The sequence below is a fragment of the Streptomyces sp. NPDC031474 genome (assembly GCF_055581185.1).
Window position 1 is genome coordinate 221093 of record NZ_JBVIJX010000011.1, and the last position, 20094, is coordinate 241186.

The following is a 20094-nucleotide window of genomic DNA, read 5'->3' on the forward strand; positions in this document are numbered from 1 at the left end:
GACACCCTTCGCCGTTCCTGCCAACTTCCCACGTTAGGACGGGTGTTGCCTGGGTACGCGCCCTGTACCGACATGACCGCCGGAAGTGCCCGGACGGCCGTTTGAGGCGGCAGTTGCCCCCTGGGCGGGCGACAACTCGCCCCAGATGGCACAATCTGTGCATGGAACACGACGGCCAACTCGAGCTCTATACGGCGGTCGCGAACCAACTCAAGGAAGCGCACACAAGGGTGCGCGCACTGCAAGTCCCGGAGGGCGTACGGATGGCGCTGACCCGGAAGCTGCTGGTCATTACGGCCGCGGCCAAGCACGATCTCGCCGATGCGACAAGGCGTCTGGAGCGGTTCATGGCGGACCTCGACGAGGGGCGAATGCCCGAAGAGGAGCGCTGATCGCCTCCGGAGCGGCCGATTTCGTTGCGGCACAAGGGTGATTAGCCCGTTTCGTGTTTGATTTGCGGTATATATCTGCCTAACGTGCGAAAAAGCTTGAACACTTTCGTTCTGGCGAATGTCTCCGAAGGGGAAGACGTGAACAAGGCGCAGCTCGTAGAAGCGATTGCCGACAAGCTGGGCGGCCGCCAGCAGGCCGCCGAGGCGGTCGACGCGGTCCTGGACGCCATCGTCCGCGCGACCGTCGCCGGCGACCGGGTCTCGGTCACCGGCTTCGGTTCGTTCGAGAAGGTCGACCGGCCGGCCCGCTACGCTCGCAACCCCCAGACGGGCGAGCGGGTTCGGGTCAAGAAGACGTCCGTGCCGCGCTTCCGCGCAGGCCAGGGCTTCAAGGACCTGGTGAGCGGCTCGAAGAAGCTCCCGCGCGGCGGCGAGGTCGCCGTCAAGAAGGCCCCCAAGGGCAGCCTGACCGGCGGCGCTTCCGCCACGGTCAAGAAGGCCGCCGCGAAGAAGGCGACCACGAAGACGGCCGCCGCGAAGCGGACCACCGCCGCCAGGAAGACGACGGCCGCCGCGAAGAAGACCACGGCCACCGCCAAGAAGGCCACCGCGAAGAAGGCCACCACCAAGACGACGGCGGCCGCCAAGAAGACGACCACCGCGAAGACGGCCGCCGCCAAGAAGACGACGGCCAAGAAGGCCCCGGCGAAGAAGGCGACGGCCAAGAAGGCCCCCGCCAAGAAGTCGGCCGCGCGCAAGACCACCGCCAAGAAGGCCACCGCCCGCTAGGCACGAGCCAGCAGGGGCACTCACGCGCCGGGCCGGACTCCCTCACGGAAGTCCGGCCCGCGGCGTGTTCAGAACGTCTGCAGCGTCACCAGGGTGATCCGGGGAGCGTCCTTCGGATCCTGCGGCTCCGCCACCTCGATCCGCACCCGCTGACCGGGCCGCAGCAGCCGCAGCCCGCCCGCGTCGAACGCCGACGCGTCGAAGGGCACCGGCGTGCCGTCGTCCAGCAACACCTGCCCGCTGCGCGTGCCGGGGTCGTACGTGTATGCGGTCGCCTGCATGGCGGCAGCCTACTGCCCCGCGGTCAGCAACCGCGCCGCCGCCGCGGCCGTTCGGGGGCCCACGCCCAGGGACAGGGCCGTGCGCAGGTCCTCGCCGGTGTCGACGTCCTGGCGTACGGAATCCACCCCGTCGAGAAGGAGTTCCACAGCGCCGGAAGCGCGATGGCGGGCGCGGGAATCCGTGCCGAATGCGGGGAGCAATTCACGGCCGGCGGTCACTGCGAGAAGCGTGGTGCCGATTGCGGCCGTATCCGGGAGAAAAGCGCGAGGGAATTCCGCGGCCGCGTCCAGAACCCGGGCCAATTCCGCCGGGCGCAGGGCCGGCAGATCCGCGTTGAGGGCCGCGAGCGGGGAATCGGGGCGTACGGCGCGTACGGCGGCCGCTCCGTGGGCCAGAGCCGCGTTCAGGCCCGTGCGCGGCTCGCCGGGGACGATGCGGGCGCCCAGGGCCGCCAGGGTGCGTCCGGCCAGCGCGTCGTCCGTGACTACTGCCACATCCCGCACCGCAGGCGAGGCCAGCGCCGCCGCCACGGTGTCCTCGGCGAAGGCGAGGGCGAGGCCCGGGCGCAGGCCGTCGGTCGCGGTGTCCGCGAGCCTGCTCTTGGCCAGCGCCAAGGGCTTCAGGGGTATGACCAAGGTCCACTCCACCGGCGTACCGTCCCTCTCTTGTCGCGGCCATTGTCACCCGGCCCATTCGCCGCTCGGGCGGGCGGGCGTACCGTGTTCTCGACAGACCGGCGGCCCGGGGCGACACTTGTGCGGCCCCAGGCCCAGGAGCAGGCCTTGGGAAGTCCTAGAGGAAGGTGTCCGCGTGCCCCGCCGCAGAATCGGCTTCTGGTACCGCTTCGCAGCGGTCCTCTGCAAACCTTGGCTGGTGGTTCTGATCAAGCGGGACTGGCGCGGAATGGAGCACATTCCGGCCGACGGCGGCTTTATCACCGCGGTGAACCACAATTCGCACGTCGACCCGTTCGCCTACGCGCACTTCCAGTACAACACCGGACGGGTGCCGCGTTTCCTGGCGAAGAGCGCGCTTTTCAAGGACGGATTCGTCGGCGCCGCGATGCGCGGCACCGGACAGATCCCCGTCTACCGCGAGAGCACGGACGCGCTGAGCGCCTTCCGGGCCGCGATCGAGGCCGTGGAACGCGGCGAGTGCGTCGCGTTCTACCCCGAGGGCACCCTCACCCGCGACCCCGATGGCTGGCCCATGACCGCCAAGACCGGCGCCGCACGCGTCGCCCTGCAGACCAAGTGCCCCGTGATCCCGGTCGCCCAGTGGGGCGCCAACGAACTGCTCCCGCCGTACGCCAAGAAGCCCAACCTCCTTCCGCGCAAGACCCACCATGTGCTCGCGGGGCCGCCCGTGGACCTCTCGCGGTTCTACGGCAGGGAGATGACGCCGGAGCTGCTGAAGGAGGCGACCGAGGTCATCATGGCCGCCGTCACCGTGCAGCTGGAGGAGATCCGGGGCGAGAAGGCGCCCGAGAGGCCCTACGACCCCCGCCAGGAGCGGATCGAGCAGCGCCGCCGCACCCGGGCGCAGACCGGCACGGAAACGGGCGCAGGCGCGGTCGCGGAGACGGGCGCAGGCACGGGCGCGGAGATGGGCGCCGAGATCAGTCACGAGGGGGAGAACAGCAAGTGAGCAAGTCCGTGAAGGCGGCGGTGTTCAGCGCCGGTTCGTGGGGGACGGCCTTCGGCATGGTGCTCGCCGACGCGGGGTGCGAGGTCACCCTGTGGGCGCGCCGCCCCGAGGTGGCAGAGGCGATCAACACCGCCCGCGCCAACCCCGACTACTTCCCCGGCGTCGAGCTTCCGGAGAACCTGCGGGCCACGACGGACCCCGCCGAGGCCGCCGCCGACGCCGACTACACGGTCCTGTCGGTGCCCTCCCAGACCCTGCGCGCCAACCTCGCCGAGTGGACGCCGCTGCTCGCCCCGAACACCGTCCTCGTCTCGCTGATGAAGGGCGTCGAACTCGGTACGACCATGCGGATGAGCGAGGTGATCGAGGACGTCGCCAAGGTGGGCCCGAACCGGATCGCCGTGGTCACCGGACCCAACCTCGCCAAGGAGATCGCCTCCCGGATGCCGGCCGCGGCCGTGGTCGCCTGCACCGACGAGGCCGTCGCGCAGAAACTCCAGGCCGCCTGCCACACGCCGTACTTCCGCCCGTACACCAACACCGACGTGGTGGGCTGCGAGCTGGGCGGCGCGGTGAAGAACGTCATCGGCCTCGCCGTCGGCATCGCGGACGGCATGGGACTCGGCGACAACGCCAAGGGCTCGCTCATCACGCGCGGCCTCGCCGAGACCACCCGACTGGGCCTGGCGATGGGCGCGGACCCGCTCACCTTCGCCGGACTCGCCGGGCTCGGCGACCTGGTGGCCACCTGCTCCTCGCCGCTCTCCCGCAACCACACCTTCGGCACCAACCTCGGCAAGGGCATGACCCTCCAGGAGACCGTCGCCGTCACCAAGCAGACCGCCGAGGGCGTCAAGTCCTGTGAGTCGGTGCTGGATCTGGCCCGCCGGCACGGCGTCGACATGCCCATCACCGAGACGGTCGTCGCCATCGTGCACGAGGGCAAGCCTCCGGTGGTCGCCGTCAAGGAGCTGATGTCGCGCAGCGCGAAGCCCGAACGACGCTGAGCGAACCCGGCGGGCGGACGCTGACTCCCGGCCCTACCACCGGGTACTCTCAAGCCGATATGAGCACCGAGAACCTCCCCCAGAGCCCTCAGCAGCCCGTCCGCAAGCCGCGGGTGGCCGTCGTCTTCGGCGGCCGCAGCTCCGAGCACGGGATCTCCGTGGTCACCGCCGGCGCGGTCCTGCGGGCCATCGACCGGACCAAGTACGAGGTCCTGCCGATCGGCATCACGCGCGAGGGCCGCTGGTTCCTCACCGCCGACGCGCCCGAACGCATGGCGATCACCGATCGCCGTACGCCCGACGTCGACGAACTCGCCGAGTCGCGGGACGGCGGCGTGGTGCTCCCCGTCGACCCCGCGAACCGTGAAGTCGTCTACTACGAGGCCGGATCGGTGCCGAAGGCGCTCGGCGAGGTCGACGTCGTCTTCCCGGTGCTGCACGGCCCCTACGGCGAGGACGGCACCCTGCAAGGCCTGCTGGAGCTCTCCGGCGTCCCGTACGTGGGTTCGGGCGTGCTCGCCTCGGCCGTCGGCCAGGACAAGGAGTACATGAAGCGGGTGTTCACCTCCTTCGGGCTCAAGGTCGGCCCGTACGTGGTGATCCGGCCGCGCGAGTGGGAGCAGGACGAGTCGGCCGCCCGCAAGAAGATCGTCGACCTCGCCGGCGAGCACGGCTGGCCGCTCTTCGTGAAGCCCGCGCGCGCGGGTTCGTCGATCGGCATCACCAAGGTCGACGACCTCGCAGGCCTCGACGAGGCGATCGCCGAGGCCCGGCGCCACGACCCGAAGATCCTGGTCGAGGCGGCGCTGCGGGGCCGCGAGATCGAGTGCGGAGTCCTGGAGTTCGAGGACGGCCCCCGCGCCTCCGTCCCGGCCGAGATCCCGCCGCCGGACGCGCACGCGTACTACGACTTCGACGCCAAGTACATCGACTCGACCCCGGGGATCGTCCCGGCGCCGCTGACGGACGAGGAGAGCGCCGAGGTCCGCAGGCTCGCCGTGGACGCCTTCGAGGCGGCGTCCTGCGAGGGGCTGGTGCGCGCGGACTTCTTCCTCACCGAGGACGGCGAGTTCGTCATCAACGAGATCAACACGATGCCCGGCTTCACCCCGATCTCGATGTACCCCGCGATGTGGCAGGCCACCGGAATCGCCTACCCGGAGCTGGTGGACCGCCTGATCCAGGCAGCGCTGCGCAGGCCTACGGGTCTGCGGTAAGTCCCCCAGGGGCGCGGGGAACCGCGCGACCGGCCCGAGGCGGCCCGCGGCCGAACGACAGCCGGGCCGGTGCAGCGCTCAGTCGGCGATCCCCTCGGGGATCGCCTTCTTGATGGCCGGCGCCAGATCGATCAGCGCGCCGGAGCTGTCCGCGCCGTCCGGCACCGTCACCTCGACATACGCGCTCCGGTTGGCCGTGGTGAAGCGGTTTCCCCCACCGTCCCGCTTCTCCATCAGCCAGTCGACGCCGTTCACCCCGCCGGCCACCGCGTCCGGGTCGCCGCCCTCCGAGACCTTCGGGTCGATCATCTTCGGCGGCTGTGCGACACCACAGCGCAGTATGATCTCCGGGCCTCCCCAGCCCGCGGTCAGCGCGGAGGCGGGCTCGGGATCGTGGCGGCTCTCACCGTCCACCTTCGACGGCAGTGCCTTGTCCAGGTTCCCGCACAGTTTCACGGTCTTCGCACCGGGGCTGGGAACCGACACCGACGCGCTGTCGTCTGCTGAGGAGCAGCCCGCGGCCGTGATCAGCAGGACGAGGACGGGCAGACCGAGCGGCCGGTGACGGAAAAGGTTCACCGGCCAAGGGTAGACGGGGGCTACAGATGCACGACCGGGCAGGTCAGGGTACGGGTGATCCCGTCCACCTGCTGGACCTTGGCGACCACCATCCGGCCGAGGTCGTCCACCGTGTCGGCCTGGGCCCGCACGATGACGTCGTACGGCCCCGTCACGTCCTCGGCCTGGACGACGCCAGGAATCTTGCTGATCTCCTCGGCGACGGTCGACGCCTTGCCGACCTCCGTCTGGATCAGGATGTACGCCTGTACCACGGAACCTCCAGGGCGGCCACGAGGATCATGTGGGGAAAAGGAACGCCACGGTATCGCGTCGCCGCGCGCCGCGGGGAGACCTGCGCGGACCCCGGCACGCGCGCCGGGGCACGGGCATGGCAGAAGTTGACGGCTGACTCGACCGTATCGAGGACACTGGTTATGCGCGACCGGGCACGGACAGGTACAGAAGGGGCCAAAGGGCAATGAAGGGCACTGTTGGTGAGCTCGGCGAGTTCGGGCTCATCAGGGAGCTCACCTCCCGTCTCACCACCACCCCCGCGGTCCGGGTCGGCCCCGGCGACGACGCCGCGGTGGTCGCCGCGCCCGACCGGCGGGTCGTGGCCAGCACCGACATCCTGCTGGAGGGCCGGCACTTCCGCCGCGACTGGTCCACGGCCTACGACGTCGGCCGCAAGGCCGCCGCACAGAACCTCGCCGACATCGCCGCCATGGGCGCGGTGCCCACAGCTCTGCTGCTCGGTCTCGTCGTGCCCGCCGAGCTGCCGGTCACCTGGCCGTCCGAGCTGATGGACGGGTTGCGGGACGAGTGTCAGGTCGCCGGCGCCTCGGTGGTTGGCGGCGACGTCGTACGGGGCGACACGATCATGGTGTCGATCACCGCGCTCGGCGATCTGCGCAACCAGGAGCCGGTCACCCGGGGCGGCGCCCAGCCCGGCGACCTGGTCGCGGTGACCGGCTGGCTGGGCTGGTCCGCGGCCGGGTACGCGGTCCTCTCCCGCGGCTTCCGCTCGCCCCGCGCCTTCGTCGAGGCCCACCGCCGCCCCGAGCCGCCGTACCACGCGGGTCCGGCCGCCGCCTCGCTCGGCGCGACGGCGATGTGCGACGTCAGCGACGGGCTGATCGCCGACCTCGGGCACATCGCCGAGGCCAGCAAGGTCCGCATCGACATCCGCTCCGGCGCCATCGACGTCCCGACGCAGATGCACGACATCGGGCAGGCCGTGGGCGTCGACCCCATCCAGTGGGTGCTGACCGGCGGAGAGGACCACGCGATCGTGGCGACGTTCCCGCCGGACGTGAAGCTGCCCGCCCGCTGGAAGGTGATCGGCGAGGTCCTCAACCCGTCCGCGCTGCCCCAGGTGACGGTCGACGGGGCGCCCTGGACCAGCAAGGGCGGCTGGGACCACTTCGGGGACATGGAGTCGTGAGCGCTTCCGGCGCGCCTCCCCGGGTGCTGACCGTCGCCGGCTCCGACTCCGGCGGCGGGGCCGGGATCCAGGCCGACCTGAAGACGATGCTCGCGCTCGGCGTGCACGGCATGAGCGTGCTCACGGCCGTCACCGCACAGAACTCCCTCGGCGTGCAGGGGGCTTGGGAGCTGCCGGTGGCGGCCGTGCGGGCCCAGTACCGCAGCGTCGTCGACGACATCGGCGTCCAGGCCGTGAAGACGGGCATGCTCGCCTCCGCCGAACTCGTGGAGACTGTCGCCGAGTTGATCGCCGGCACGGACGCCCCCGTCGTCGTCGACCCGGTCGGCGTCTCCAAGCACGGCGACCCGCTGCTGGCGGCCTCCGCGCTGGACTCCGTACGGACGAAGCTGCTGCCGGCCGCGACCGTCGCCACCCCGAACCTCGACGAGGTGGCCCAACTCACGGGCGTACAGGCCGAGTCGGAGGAGCAGCTGCGGGACGCGGCGGCCGCCGTGCTCGCGTACGGGCCGCGCTGGGTGCTGGTCAAGGGCGGCCATCTCCCCGGTGACGCCGTGGACTTGCTGACGGACGGCGCCGAGGAGCACTGGCTGCGGGCGCCGCGCTACGACAACCGGCACACACACGGCACGGGCTGCACCCTCGCGTCCGCGATCGCGGCGCAGCTGGCCAAGGGCTGGTCCGTGCCGGAGGCGGTGACGGCGGCCAAGAGGTACGTCACCGGGGCGATCGCCGCCGGGTTCGCGCTCGGCGCGGGGATCGGCCCCGTGGACCACGGCTGGGCCCTCACATCGGATACACGCGAAGCCTGAGAGCGGCCCGACCCGGCGTGGTCAGGTGTTCGAACCGGTGGGCGTCGACGGCCTCGGGCATGACGGCGAGGGGGTACGTCGATCTTGGGCACGGCAACGGAGCGGACACAGCAAGAAGCCGGTCCACACGAGGTGGACCGGCTCGATGCAGCGAACCAGCAGTGGCCGCGCGCTTAGCTGTGCGTCAGCGCGAGACCTTGCCGGCCTTGATGCACGAGGTGCAAGCGTTCACGCGCTTCGGCGTCCCGCCGACCACGGTACGGACGCGCTGGATGTTCGGGTTCCAGCGACGGGACGTACGGCGGTGCGAGTGCGAGATGTTGTTGCCGAAGCCCGGCCCCTTGCCGCAGACGTCGCAGTTGGCAGCCACGGGTCACTCCAAAGACTTCAGATGCACTTACGGTTGATCCCGGCATGCCGGGATCAGGATCTAGGATCTGAGTGGCGCTGCCGGGGGGAAAGCCCGATGGGATCGGGCAACCGGAGCAGCATACAACGACTGCGCCAGTACAACGAAACTACCATGCCTGCTCAGGGCCTCGCCCCCCTGCCCCACCTCACCTGTTTCCGGTGGACACCGGTCCGGGGTCTACGCTGCGTCCAGTCCGGCAGCTCAAGGAGGCGCAGGTGGCGCAGGTGCCGCAGACATTCTTCGATGCTCTCGCGGTGCGCACCTGGTGCGGCCTCGCGCTCACCGCGTTGGGCCGGGCGCGCGAGGAGATCGACGCGATCAACGTCTACCCGGTCGCGGACGGGGACACCGGCACCAACCTGTACCTGACCGCCGAGTCGGCGGCGACCGCCGTCGAGGCCGTGTTCGCCGGTTACGAGGCCGGTTCCGCGCCCGCCGGGAGGCCCTCCCTCGCCGACGCCGCGCGCGCGATGGCGCACGGCGCGCTCATCGGGGCGCGCGGGAACTCGGGGACGATCCTCGCGCAGCTGCTGCGCGGCATGGCCCAGGTGCTCGCCGCCGAGGGTGAGGCCTCTCACACCGACGCGGACGGGCTGCGCCTGGCCCTTCGGCAGGCCGCCGACTCCGCCCGGCAGGCCGTGGCCCACCCCGTCGAGGGCACGGTCCTGTCGGTCGCCTCGGCCGCCGCCGACGCGGCCGGGGGAGCGGAGGGCGACTGCGGAACGGTCGCCCGGGCGGCCTACCAGGGGGCGTGCGCGGCTCTCGCCGCGACCCCGGGGCAGCTGGCGGTCCTGGAGCGCGCCGGGGTCGTGGACGCGGGCGGGCGGGGGCTGGTGGCGGTGCTCGCGGCGCTGGTGGAGACGTTCACGGGGGAGGCGCCGGGGCTCTCCGGCGGCCTGATCGGGTCGGCGGTCGGGTCCGCGGGCGGGTCGGCGGTCGGGGCGGTGTCGGTGGCGCACGCGCGTGTGGAGGCAGTCCGGGGGACTGTCCCGGCGCAGGACTGCGCCGATGGGCCGGACGACGGCGGGGGCGGCCCCGCCTTCGAGGTGATCTACCTCCTGGAGGCGCAGGACGCGGCCGTGGCGCGACTGCGGCAGCGGCTCGACGCCCTGGGCGACTCGCTCGTCGTGGTCGGCGGCGACGGCCTGTGGAACGTCCATGTGCATGTGGACGACGCGGGCGCCGCGGTCGAGGCGGGCGTCGAGGCCGGCCGGCCCTACCGGATCCGCATCACGCACTTCGGCGCCGACGACGCCCACACGCGCGGGGCTGAGCGTCCGCCCCGGGAACGGGTCCAGCGGGCGGTCGTCGCCGTCGTGCCCGGCGAGGGCCTGGCGGGGCTGTACGCCGAGGCCGGCGCGACCACGGTGCTCGCGCGCCCCGGGGAGCCGCCCGCCAGCGGTGAACTCGTCGAGGCCGTACGACGGGCCCACGCGCGCGAGGTGGTGCTCCTGCCCAACGACGCAGACCTGCGCCACACCGCCGCCGCGGCCGCCGAACAGGCCCGCACGGAGGGCATCCGGGTGGCCCTGATCCCGACCCGCTCCGCGGTCCAGGGGATCGCCGCGCTCGCCGTGCACGAGCCGGAGCGGCGCTTCGACGAGGACGTCGTCTCGATGACCTCGGCGGCCGGCGCCACCCGCCACGCCGAGGTCGTCGTCGCCGAGCGCCAGTCGTGGACCATGGCGGGCATCTGCCAGGCCGGCGACGTCCTCGGGCTCATCGACGGCGACGTGGCCGTCATCGGCTCGGACGTCATCGCCACCGCCGAGGCCGTCCTGAACCGCATGCTGGCGGCGGGCGGCGAACTCGTCACCCTCGTACTCGGCGACGAGGCCCCCGTCGGCCTCTCCGAGCGCCTGGAGACGCGGGTGCGGGAGGCGTATCTCGCCGTGGACACGGTGGTGTACCGGGGTGGACGGCAGGGGGCGTTGCTGTTGATCGGGGTGGAGTAGGGGAGCGGTAGGGGAGCGAGGGGGCAGCGCAAGAGAACGAGGGGGACAGCAAGAGAACGAGGGGATCGTTCAACGATCCCCTCGTTCTCTTGTTTCCTCGCTCCCGGCTTTCCCGCCCCTGTCGGGATCGTTCAACGATCCTTCTGTTCCTCCGCCACCTGCAGCAGCTGCTCCGCCTCGGCCCGCCGCGCGCGCACGGTCTCGTCCTCCCCCTGCTCGCCGCCGTCGGCGTCGGCAGAGGCGTCCGCGTAAGCCCTCAGCACCGCACGCGCGCGTGCCGCCGCCTCCGTGGGGCGGCCCAGGTCGCTCTCCAGCCAGCCCGCGGCCAGCTCGGCGCCCGTCCGGGCCTCCAGAGCACTGTCGCCCAGGGCGACGAACACCGCGACGGCCTCCGCCATCTGGGAGAGCGCCTCGTCCAGGGCGGCCCGGATCGAGTCGTCGTCGGCGTCCTCGGCGGCGGAACGGGCGAGCAGGTCGCCGAACTGTCGGTGAGTGTGACCGAGTTCACCGACCAGCCGCAGCCGCGCCTCCTCGTCGTCCGCCGCGTCGAACGCGTCCGCACACTCCTCCACGGCACGCGTCATCAGGTCGCGTGCCGCGTCCGTCCCGTCCTCGGTGCGCAACGCCAGCCACGCGCGGGCGCGCAGGGAGCGGACCAGCCCGTGGACGTTGCCGAGGTCGCGCCACAGCTCGCCCGCGCGCGCGTAGGCCTGGTCCGCCTCGGCGTGCAGGCCGGCCTGGCCGAGCGACTCGGCCGCCAGGTGGGCGAGAGTCGCGTGGTCGTGCTGCTCGGGCCAGTGCCGGGCGATCTCGGCGGCCTGGAGCCGGCGCTCCGCGGCGTCCCGGTGCTCCCCGAGCTCGCTCAGACAGTCACCGAGCCACCACTGCGTCTGGACGACCGCGCCGTCGCCGTGCGTCTCCGCGGTCAGGTCCGGCAGCGCCGACTCCAGTACCTCCGCGGCCTCGGCCCAGCGGCCCTGCCGCACCAGGAACCCGCCGAGCTGGTGGCGTGCCCACGCGCCGAACGTCGGGCCCACGCCCGCCTCGTCTGCCCAGTGCGCCGCCTCCAGGGCGTGCTCCGCGGCCTCGGCGGCCTGCCCCCGGTCCCCGACGACCTCGGCGAGCTGGAGGTGCAGCTGGGCCCGCCCGACCGCCTCCAGGAACGGCCCGCCGTGCTCCAGGGCCGCCCGCAGCGCCCGCTCCGCCTCCACCATGTCGCCCAACTGGTGGGCGAGACCCGCCAGCCGGGCCTCGTACTCCACGGCGAACCACGGCAGCCCCGCCTCGACGAACTCCGCCGCGGCCCGCGCCAACAGCTCCGCGCCCGCCTCCGGATCCCCGGAGTGCGTCGCGAGCTCCGCGAGCATCGCGTGCCCCTCGGCGACCCGGGCGGCCAGCCGTACGTCGTTCCCGGCCCGCCCGTCCACCAGCGCCAGCAACTCCCGTACGGCCGCCTCCGCCTCCGTCAGCACCGTCTGCGGCACCTGCCCGTCGGCCCCGTGGACGCGCCGCATCAGGATCCGGGCCCGCCCCATCAGCACGCCCGCCGCCTGCGGCACCTCCGTGCCACCGTCGGCGTACAGCGCGAGGACCAGGTCGTACGGCTCGGCGACCGCCGCGAGCGCCTCGTCGACCTCACCGGCCAGCGCACGGACGTACGCCGCACGCGCGCGTGCCGCCAGGGCCTCCCCGGGGTCGCCCGCCTGCGCGTAGAGCTCGGCGGCCTGCTCGAACGTTTCCGCGCCCTCGGGGCCCAGACCGATCGCCTCGTGGTCGGCGATCTCCGCGCGGTCGCGCGCCGCCAGCTCCACGCCCTCCGACTCCTGCGCCAGCCGCGCCACCCGCGCCCACGCCTCGACGGCGTGCGGCTGCAGGGTGTCCGACAGCTGCCGGGCCTCGACGATCAGGGCCGACAGGTCCGGTTCGTCGGGCTCCCGGACCGGGGCCGGCGCCATGGGCGGTGCGGCGGCCACGGCGGAGGCCGGGCGAGCCGCCCGCACCCCCAGGGGCAACCGCTCCACCAGGGGCCGCTGCGTCATCCGCGCGCGCGCCCGCTCGCTGACGTACCCCGTGCCGTTGCGCTCGTCGAACCGCGCGGCCAGCGCAAGGGCCTCGGCGCGCGCGTGCGCCGCGAGCTCGACGGCCGTCCACTCCCGCCCGGCCGTCCCCGGCACTCGCTGACCGCCGAGCCCGAGCTCGGTCAGGCGCTCCATGAGCAGGACCACGACGCTCAGAAACTCCAGCCTGCTGCGCGGCTGCCCCTCGTCAGTGAAGTACGCCGGCCGCTCCGCGAGCAGCTCCAGACCCCGCGCCTCGTTGCCGGTCAGCGCACAGAACTCGACGTGGTCGGCGTAGGCGCCCCGCATGCTCTCCATGGGCCGCACCAGCCGGAAGCCCCGCAGATGGTGCGCGCGGGCCTCCTCCACACGTCCCAGCCGCAGCAACGGCACCAGGGACGACGCGAGCACCGTGTGCGGCTCGTGCGCGCACGTGTACTCGCCCTCCAGGACCGGCGCCCACACCTCAAGCGCCTCCGCGTCCCGCCCCCGCTCCGCCTGCCACCAGCCCTGCCCGTGCAGCTCGCACGCGTGACAGTCGGCCATGGTGTCCCGGTCCGCGGCCATCCAGGCGGCGAACGCCCGCTCCGCGCGCGGGACGTCCCCGACATGCGCGGCCACACTGAACTCGGCGCTGCGCACCGCCCGCTCCGAGTGCCCGGCGAGCCGGTAGCGGTGCTCCATCTCGCCGAGCCACTTCTCCACCGACGCCAGCGGCACATGCGGTTGGTCGAGCATGCCGGCCGACATCCACTTGAAGACCCAGTGCAGCGAATGCGTCTCGTACTCGTCGAAGTCCTCGGGCCGCTCGTCCCACAGGCGCAGCAGCCGCGCGAACGGGACGAACATCTTCGCCTTCTCGGAGCTGTAATTGTAGACCTTCAGCTGATGCCCGAGCGCCTCGATCACCGCGAGCGGGATGTTCAGCTTCTCGGCCTCCAGCAACAGCTGCTCCGCGCGCGCGTTGCGGGCCGGCCCCTCCGGCTGCTCGCCGTTCTCCGCCATCGCCCGGCGTAGGGAGTCGAAGTCCGTGATCTCACTCATCAGTGGTCCCCCTGCCCCTGTGTCGACTCCCCCGGTGCGGACTCCCCGTGCGTGGCCCACTCCAGGAGACCGATGAACGCCCGATTCAGCAGCGCCGAGTCCGCGGGCCGCAGCGGGCGCTGCGCCATCAGCAGCGCCTGACCGTACAGCGACTCCGTGGCGGTGCCGATCAGTTCGGGATCGTTCAACGAACTGATCCGCCGGATCAGCGGGTTGTGATGGTTGAGCACCAGACGCGCGCGCGGGGTGCTCCCGCGCAGCGAGCCCAGGATGCCCGCCCACAGATCGTCGGCCTGCGCCTCGGCCTCCGCGCGCGCCTGTTCGTGCCGGGCCGCCCGGTCGTCGAGGTGCAGCGCGGGCACCGACAGCGGATGGAAGGCCCGCAGCGCGAGGTCGCAGCCCAGCGGGTCGAGCTTCGCCCGCGCGGCCGCCAGGAAGCCCGCCAGCGCCAGCTCGTCGGCCGGGTCGACGGCGTCCAGATGGGCGGTCACGGTGTCCGCGTCCAACTCGGCGACCACCGTCCCCGGCCGCACCGACGGCAGTGCCTCGACCAGCTCGCTGTCGTATGTGTAACCGCCGTTGATCACCCCGACGCCCTGGGCGGACGCGATCGCCGCGACCTGCCGGTACTCCTCCACGGTCCGCGTGAAGTGGACCACCGGGTGCCGCTGAGCGAACTCCTCCAGCGACAGCCGCCCGTCGGTCGTCTCGAAGGGCAGCCACGGCAGCATCGTGCGCAGCATCTCCCTGTCGTGCCGCGCCAGGGACTTCACGCCGAGGTGATGCACCTCGAGGAAGGCCGCGAGCCGCTCCGGATCACCGGCGGCCAGACCCGTCAGCCACGACCGGATCCTTTCCCCCAACGCCTCCCGTACCGCCGACAGCGTCTCGTCCTCGTACAGCGACTCCCGCGAGGCCGTCGGCCGCAGACTGTCGGTGTCCAGGACGCAGCGCACGAAGAACGCCCAGTCGGGCAGCAGCTGTTCTCCGCGCTCGGTCAGCAGCATGCCCTTGAGGTGCACCCGGTGCCCCGCCCGCTGCGCGGGACTGACCGCCGACGGCAGCACGTACGCCACCCCGCGGATCCCCGCCAGCGGCACGTCCAGCTCCACCGAGTCCAACGGCGTGAACCCGAACAGCTCGTGACAGTGCCGGGCCAGCGCCACCCGCCGGTCGGCGGGGGAGGCGTACGCCCGGTCCCAGGGCGCGGGCAGATCGGTGACCGCCTCCTCGCCGACGCGGACGTCGTACGGCAGCAGCGAACCGAAGTCCCGCGCCAGCGCCAGCACCCGCGGCTCGGCGAGCCACTCCCCGGCGCCGGCCCGCGCCACCAGATGCACGGTCGTGCCCGGCTCGGGCCGCTCCTCGTGGGGCAGCGTCCGCACGGTGTACGAGCCGTCGTCGCGCGCCGTCCACTCCACGGGCGGTGCGTCCGGCGTACGGGCGCTGCGGCTGACCACGCGGATCCGCTCGGCGACCACGAAACAGGCCAGCAGCCCGATGCCGAACTGGCCGAGGAAGTCCGAACGGACGTCCTGCAGCCCCTCGGCACGTTTGGAACTGCGCCCGATCGTGGCCAGCAGGGTGTGCACATCGGCCTCGGTGAGCCCGAGGCCGGAGTCCTCCACCCGAAGCCGGCCGTCCGCGGCGAACAGCCGCACCCGGGCCGGGGCGTCGGGCTCGTCGGTCCGCCGGGCGGTGATGGCGTCCACGGCGTTCTGCAGCAGTTCGCGCAGGTAGACCTTGGGACTGGAGTACAGGTGATGGGACAGCAGGTCCACCAGACCACGCAGGTCGACCTGGAACGTGTGAGGTGACGGAGATGCCTGGGATGACTGTGAGGTCTGGGAGTCCATCGCTGCAGCGCCGCGGGCTGGGGACGAGCACGGCGCGGGGTCGGGCGGTCCCGGTGGGGCGGTGACCGCGGATGATGGCCGGAGCGCGCCATCCTAGAGCCCGAACGAGCCGTCTGACCAGGGGTTTCAGGACACGTATACGGCAATGTCAGTGGCGTGGTGTGCAATGGATCTCGTGCCCGCACTGGAAGAACCACTGCAACAACCGCTCAAGTCAGTGCTCGGCCCCGCCACCGCGAAGGTGATGGCCGAGCACCTCGGCCTGCACACCGTCGGCGACCTCCTGCACCACTACCCCCGCAGATACGAGGAGCGCGGCCAGCTCACCCACCTCGCCGACCTCCCCATGGACGAGCACGTCACCGTGGTCGCCCAGGTCGCCGACGCCCGTCTGCACAGCTTCGCCTCCGCCAAGGCCCCCCGGGGCAAGGGCCAGCGCCTGGAGGTGACGATCACCGACGGCAGTGGCCGACTTCAGCTGGTCTTCTTCGGCAGCGGCGTCCACAAACCCCACAAAGAGCTCCTGCCCGGCACGCGCGCGATGTTCGCCGGCAAGGTCTCGGTCTTCAACCGCCGCCTCCAACTGGCCCACCCCGCCTACGAACTGCTGCGCGGCGACCCGGGCGAGGCCGACGAATCCGTCGAGACCTGGGCCGGCGCCCTCATCCCGCTCTACCCCGCCACCGCCAAACTGGAGTCGTGGAAGATCGGCAAGGCGGTCCAGACGGTGCTGCCCAGCGCCCGGGAAGCCGTCGACCCCCTGCCCGCCGGCCTTCGCGAGGGCCGTGGCCTGGTCACCCTCCCCGAGGCCCTCCTCAAGATCCACCGCCCGCACACCAAGGCCGACATCGACGACGCCCGCGCCCGCCTGAAGTGGGACGAGGCCTTCGTCCTCCAGGTCGCCCTCGCCCGCCGCCGCCACGCCGACGCCCAACTCCCGGCCGTCCCCCGCAGACCCGCCCCCGACGGCCTCCTCACCGCCTTCGACGCCAGCCTGCCCTTCACCCTCACGGACGGCCAGCAGAAAGTCTCCAAGGAGATCTTCGACGACCTGGCGACGGACCATCCGATGCACCGACTGCTCCAGGGAGAGGTCGGTTCGGGTAAGGCTCAGCCCCTCGACTCGCTGGTGCTCACTCCCGCCGGTTTCCGTCGGATGGGCGACCTGCGGGTGGGTGACGAAGTCGTCGTGCCGGACGGGGAGATCGCGTTGATCGACGGCGTCTTTCCGCAGGGAGAGCGCGATGTCTGGCGGCTGGTCCTCTCCGACCAAAGCTCCGTCGAGTGCGACGACGAACATCTCTGGATCGTTGGCACGCGTGGTGCGTGGCACCGTGGTGAGGCTCCCAAGGTCATGACGACTCGGGAGATCCGCCTGGACACCGTCAAGGCCGACGGATCTTCGAAGTGGTACGTGCCGGCAGCCACTCCGGTCGATCTCGGGGACGACTTCGGGCTGCCTCTCGATCCCTACCTGCTCGGCCTCCTGCTGGGAGACGGCTCATTCCGACACCACCTGTGCCTGTCCACGATCGACGCCGAAATCCGTGAGGCAGCGGCGACGGCCGTGGCCCCCGAATGCCAACTGGTTCCGGTGAAGGGATCCCGCTGCGACTACACGATCCAGCCGACCCGCCGTGATGAAGGCGTACGCAATCCGGTGATCCAGGCCTTGCGGGACATGAACCTCTGGGGCGTGACCTCGCAGGGCAAGTTCGTGCCCGAGGTGTTCAAGAACACCTCGATCAAAAGCCGTCTCGCGGTACTCCAAGGGCTCATGGACAGCGACGGCACCGTCCGTGCGGGTGGCCTCAGCGCCTCGTTCTGCTCGGCCTCGCCCAGGCTTGCGGAGGATGTCGCCTGGCTGGTCCGCTCGCTGGGAGGCCGGGCGCGGATCCTGCCGAAGGGGGCGGCGTTCAACGTCTCCGTGTCCCTGCCCGACCTGTACGCCCCGTTCAGGCTGACGCGCAAGGCCGAACAGGTGGGTCCCCGCCCGAAGTACGACACCTTCCGGCGCGGAATTCGCGCGGTCGAGTATGTGGGACGAAAGCCGGTCCAGTGCGTCAGCGTCGCCCACCCGAGCCACGCTTACGTCACCGACAACTTCACGGTCACCCACAACACGATGGTCGCCCTGCGCGCCATGCTCGCCGTCGTCGACGCCGGCGGACAGGCGGCCATGCTCGCGCCCACCGAGGTCCTCGCCCAGCAGCATCACCGGTCGATCGTCGAGATGATGGGCGAGCTCGCCGAGGGCGGCATGCTGGGCGCGGCCGAGAAGGCCACCAAGGTCACACTGCTCACCGGCTCCATGGGGACGGCCGTCCGGCGTCAGGCCCTGCTCGACCTGGTCACCGGCGAGGCCGGCATCGTGATCGGCACGCACGCGCTGATCGAGGACAAGGTCCAGTTCCACGACCTCGGGCTGGTCGTGGTCGACGAACAGCACCGCTTCGGCGTCGAACAGCGCGACGCCCTGCGCGGCAAGGGCAAGCAACCCCCGCACCTGCTCGTCATGACGGCCACGCCCATCCCGCGCACCGTCGCCATGACCGTCTTCGGCGACCTGGAGACCTCCGTCCTCGACCAGCTCCCGGCCGGCCGCTCGCCGATCGCCAGTCATGTCGTCCCGGCCGCGGACAAACCCCACTTCCTGGCGCGCGCGTGGGAGCGCGTGCGCGAGGAGGTGAGCAACGGCCATCAGGCGTACGTCGTCTGCCCCCGGATCGGCGACGAGGAGGACGACCCGAAGAAGGCCAAAAAGTCCGCGGAGGACGAGGCCGAGAAACGCCCGCCGCTCGCCGTCCTGGACATGGCCGACCAGCTCTCCCAAGGCCCCCTCCAGGGCCTCCGGGTCGAAGTCCTGCACGGCCGCATGCCCCCCGACGACAAGGACGCCGTGATGCGCCGCTTCGCCGCGGGCGACACCGACGTCCTGGTCGCCACGACCGTCATCGAGGTCGGCGTCAACGTCCCGAACGCCACCGCGATGGTGATCATGGACGCCGACCGCTTCGGCGTCTCCCAGCTGCACCAGCTGCGCGGCCGGGTGGGGCGTGGCTCGGCCCCCGGCCTCTGCCTGCTGGTGACGGAGATGCCGGAGGCGAGCCCGGCCCGTCAGCGCCTCAACGCGGTCGCCGGCACCCTCGACGGCTTCGAACTCTCCCGCATCGACCTGGAACAGCGCCGCGAGGGCGACGTCCTGGGCCAGGCCCAGTCGGGTGCTCGGACCAGCCTGCGCGTCCTGGCCGTCATCGAGGACGAGGAGATCATCGCGGAAGCGAGGGAGGAGGCCACGGAAGTCGTGGCGGCAGACCCCGAGCTGACCAGCCTGCCTGGGCTGCGGACGGCACTGGACGCCCTGGTGGACGAGGAGAGGGAGCAGTACCTGGAAAAGGGGTGAGCCGACCCGCCCAGGGGCGCGGGGCCCTATGGAATATGCGGCGATCGCCGCGCGAGGGCGAGCAACCACGACGGACCAGCTGCCAAACTGATTCCGTAACCGCCCCCGAACAAGGACCGAAGATGACCCGCGTGATCGCCGGCAAGGCCGGGGGCCGCCGCCTGACCGTGCCACCCGGCAACGGAACCCGCCCCACCTCCGACCGCGCACGCGAAGGTCTCCTCTCCACCTGGGAATCGCTCCTCGGCGGCCCCCTGGACGGCGAACGCGTCCTCGACCTCTACGCGGGCTCGGGCGCCGTAGGACTGGAGGCCCTGTCCCGGGGCGCCGCCCACACCCTCCTCGTCGAGGCAGACGCCAGGGCGGCCCGCACCATCCGCGAGAACGTCAGGAGTCTCGGCCTCCCCGGCGCCGAGGTGAGGTCGGGCAAAGCCGAACAGATCATCCGGACACCGGCACCGGCGGACCCGTACGACATCGTCTTCCTCGATCCGCCGTACGCCGTCACAGATCACGATCTCCGGGAGATTCTCCTCACACTCCGCTCGGGAGGCTGGCTCGCGCCGGAGACGATCGTCACCGTGGAGCGCAGCACCAGAGGCGGGGAGTTCCACTGGCCGGACGGCTTCGAAGCGCTCCGGGCCCGTCGCTACGGCGAGGGAACGTTTTGGTACGGTCGCGCCGCCTCTACGTGCGAAGACGCGCGATGACCGGACCGGAGAGCGAGGGACCACAAGTGCGCCGTGCCGTCTGTCCCGGGTCGTTCGACCCGATCACCAACGGACACCTCGACATCATTTCCCGCGCCTCCCGTCTGTATGACGAGGTCTATGTCGCGGTCATGATCAACAAGTCCAAGAAGGGCCTGTTCGAGATCGACGAGCGGATCGACCTGATCCGCCAGGTCACCGCCGAGTACGGCAACGTCCGCGTCGAGGCCTTCCACGGCCTCCTCGTCGACTTCTGCAAGCAGCGCGACATCCCGGCCATCGTCAAGGGCCTGCGCGCGGTCAGCGACTTCGACTACGAGCTGCAGATGGCCCAGATGAACAACGGCCTCTCGGGCGTCGAGACGCTGTTCGTGCCCACCAACCCCACCTACAGCTTCCTCTCCTCCTCCCTGGTCAAGGAGGTCGCCACCTGGGGCGGGGACGTCTCCCACCTCGTTCCCGCGATCGTCCTGGAGGCGCTCAACGAACGCCTGCGGAAGGACTGA

General features: G+C 71.7%; 18 protein-coding genes. 11 read left to right on the forward strand and 7 right to left on the reverse strand.

All coding sequences use genetic code 11. The features are described from left to right. Positions 1–161: 161 nt before the first annotated feature. Together ACZ5SK_RS24525 and ACZ5SK_RS24530 are read left to right on the forward strand one after the other, a co-directional pair. Positions 162–392: an SCO5555 family protein gene (locus tag ACZ5SK_RS24525; protein WP_079659269.1), complete on the forward strand. Its 231-nt coding sequence runs from the start codon at positions 162–164 to the stop codon at positions 390–392. Between the two features lie 138 nt (positions 393–530). Further along, positions 531–1181, forward strand: a complete 651-nt coding sequence (locus ACZ5SK_RS24530; protein ID WP_334576959.1) for an HU family DNA-binding protein — start codon at positions 531–533, stop codon at positions 1179–1181. A 68-nt stretch (positions 1182–1249) separates the two neighbouring features. On the opposite strand, the gene ACZ5SK_RS24535 is transcribed toward ACZ5SK_RS24530, so the two are convergent. Beyond that, the gene (locus ACZ5SK_RS24535; RefSeq protein WP_079659267.1) at positions 1250–1462 is read right to left on the reverse strand and encodes a hypothetical protein; all 213 of its coding nucleotides are present in this window, start codon (positions 1460–1462) and stop codon (positions 1250–1252) included. Between the two features lie 9 nt (positions 1463–1471). Then, the gene (gene cofC, locus ACZ5SK_RS24540; RefSeq protein ID WP_457494183.1) at positions 1472–2110 is read right to left on the reverse strand and encodes a 2-phospho-L-lactate guanylyltransferase; all 639 of its coding nucleotides are present in this window, start codon (positions 2108–2110) and stop codon (positions 1472–1474) included. Positions 2111–2273: 163 nt separating this feature from the next. Between cofC and ACZ5SK_RS24545 the strand changes: the two genes are divergently transcribed. The 3 genes from ACZ5SK_RS24545 to ACZ5SK_RS24555 are packed head-to-tail and all read left to right on the forward strand — an operon-like array spanning position 2274 to position 5334. Next, entirely contained in the window at positions 2274–3110 is an 837-nt protein-coding gene (locus ACZ5SK_RS24545; protein ID WP_468576600.1) for a lysophospholipid acyltransferase family protein, read from the forward strand. Beyond that, positions 3107–4117 (forward strand): NAD(P)H-dependent glycerol-3-phosphate dehydrogenase, encoded by a 1011-nt coding sequence (locus tag ACZ5SK_RS24550; RefSeq protein WP_334576953.1) that lies wholly within the window; start codon positions 3107–3109, stop codon positions 4115–4117. The genes ACZ5SK_RS24545 and ACZ5SK_RS24550 overlap by 4 nt, the downstream gene beginning before the upstream one ends. A 59-nt stretch (positions 4118–4176) precedes the next feature. Next, on the forward strand, positions 4177–5334 hold the full coding sequence (locus ACZ5SK_RS24555; protein WP_319671533.1) for a D-alanine--D-alanine ligase family protein: 1158 nt from the start codon (positions 4177–4179) through the stop codon (positions 5332–5334). 78 nt (positions 5335–5412) lie between these two features. On the opposite strand, the gene ACZ5SK_RS24560 is transcribed toward ACZ5SK_RS24555, so the two are convergent. Further along, entirely contained in the window at positions 5413–5913 is a 501-nt protein-coding gene (locus ACZ5SK_RS24560) for a DUF3515 domain-containing protein (protein ID WP_334576949.1), read from the reverse strand. Between the two features lie 20 nt (positions 5914–5933). Then, positions 5934–6167 (reverse strand): Lrp/AsnC family transcriptional regulator, encoded by a 234-nt coding sequence (locus ACZ5SK_RS24565; protein WP_079659261.1) that lies wholly within the window; start codon positions 6165–6167, stop codon positions 5934–5936. 206 nt (positions 6168–6373) lie between these two features. On the opposite strand from ACZ5SK_RS24565, the gene ACZ5SK_RS24570 reads away from it, so the two are divergent. Next, on the forward strand, positions 6374–7339 hold the full coding sequence (locus ACZ5SK_RS24570) for a thiamine-phosphate kinase (protein ID WP_079659260.1): 966 nt from the start codon (positions 6374–6376) through the stop codon (positions 7337–7339). Next, positions 7336–8151 (forward strand): bifunctional hydroxymethylpyrimidine kinase/phosphomethylpyrimidine kinase, encoded by an 816-nt coding sequence (thiD, locus tag ACZ5SK_RS24575; protein ID WP_334576946.1) that lies wholly within the window; start codon positions 7336–7338, stop codon positions 8149–8151. Before ACZ5SK_RS24570 ends, thiD begins: the two co-directional genes overlap by 4 nt. Before the next feature lie 184 nt (positions 8152–8335). Here the strand turns inward: thiD and rpmB are convergent, their stop codons facing one another. Continuing rightward, entirely contained in the window at positions 8336–8521 is a 186-nt protein-coding gene (rpmB, locus tag ACZ5SK_RS24580) for a 50S ribosomal protein L28 (RefSeq protein ID WP_003993230.1), read from the reverse strand. A 257-nt stretch (positions 8522–8778) separates the two neighbouring features. On the opposite strand from rpmB, the gene ACZ5SK_RS24585 reads away from it, so the two are divergent. Further along, a complete protein-coding gene (locus ACZ5SK_RS24585; protein ID WP_468576601.1) occupies positions 8779–10518 on the forward strand; it encodes a DAK2 domain-containing protein in 1740 nt (579 codons plus the stop codon). 131 nt (positions 10519–10649) lie between these two features. On the opposite strand, the gene ACZ5SK_RS24590 is transcribed toward ACZ5SK_RS24585, so the two are convergent. After that, positions 10650–13619: a tetratricopeptide repeat protein gene (locus ACZ5SK_RS24590; protein ID WP_334576942.1), complete on the reverse strand. Its 2970-nt coding sequence runs from the start codon at positions 13617–13619 to the stop codon at positions 10650–10652. Continuing rightward, complete coding sequence (locus tag ACZ5SK_RS24595) at positions 13619–15475, reverse strand: HSP90 family protein (RefSeq protein WP_334576940.1); 1857 nt, start codon at positions 15473–15475, stop codon at positions 13619–13621. Before ACZ5SK_RS24595 ends, ACZ5SK_RS24590 begins: the two co-directional genes overlap by 1 nt. A 166-nt stretch (positions 15476–15641) precedes the next feature. Between ACZ5SK_RS24595 and ACZ5SK_RS24600 the strand changes: the two genes are divergently transcribed. The 3 genes from ACZ5SK_RS24600 (at position 15642) to coaD (ending at position 20094) form a co-directional block, all read left to right on the forward strand. Further along, the gene (locus tag ACZ5SK_RS24600) at positions 15642–18878 is read left to right on the forward strand and encodes a helicase-related protein (protein ID WP_468576602.1); all 3237 of its coding nucleotides are present in this window, start codon (positions 15642–15644) and stop codon (positions 18876–18878) included. 122 nt (positions 18879–19000) lie between these two features. Further along, on the forward strand, positions 19001–19588 hold the full coding sequence (rsmD, locus tag ACZ5SK_RS24605; protein ID WP_334576937.1) for a 16S rRNA (guanine(966)-N(2))-methyltransferase RsmD: 588 nt from the start codon (positions 19001–19003) through the stop codon (positions 19586–19588). A 26-nt stretch (positions 19589–19614) separates the two neighbouring features. Further along, entirely contained in the window at positions 19615–20094 is a 480-nt protein-coding gene (gene coaD, locus ACZ5SK_RS24610) for a pantetheine-phosphate adenylyltransferase (RefSeq protein ID WP_334581156.1), read from the forward strand.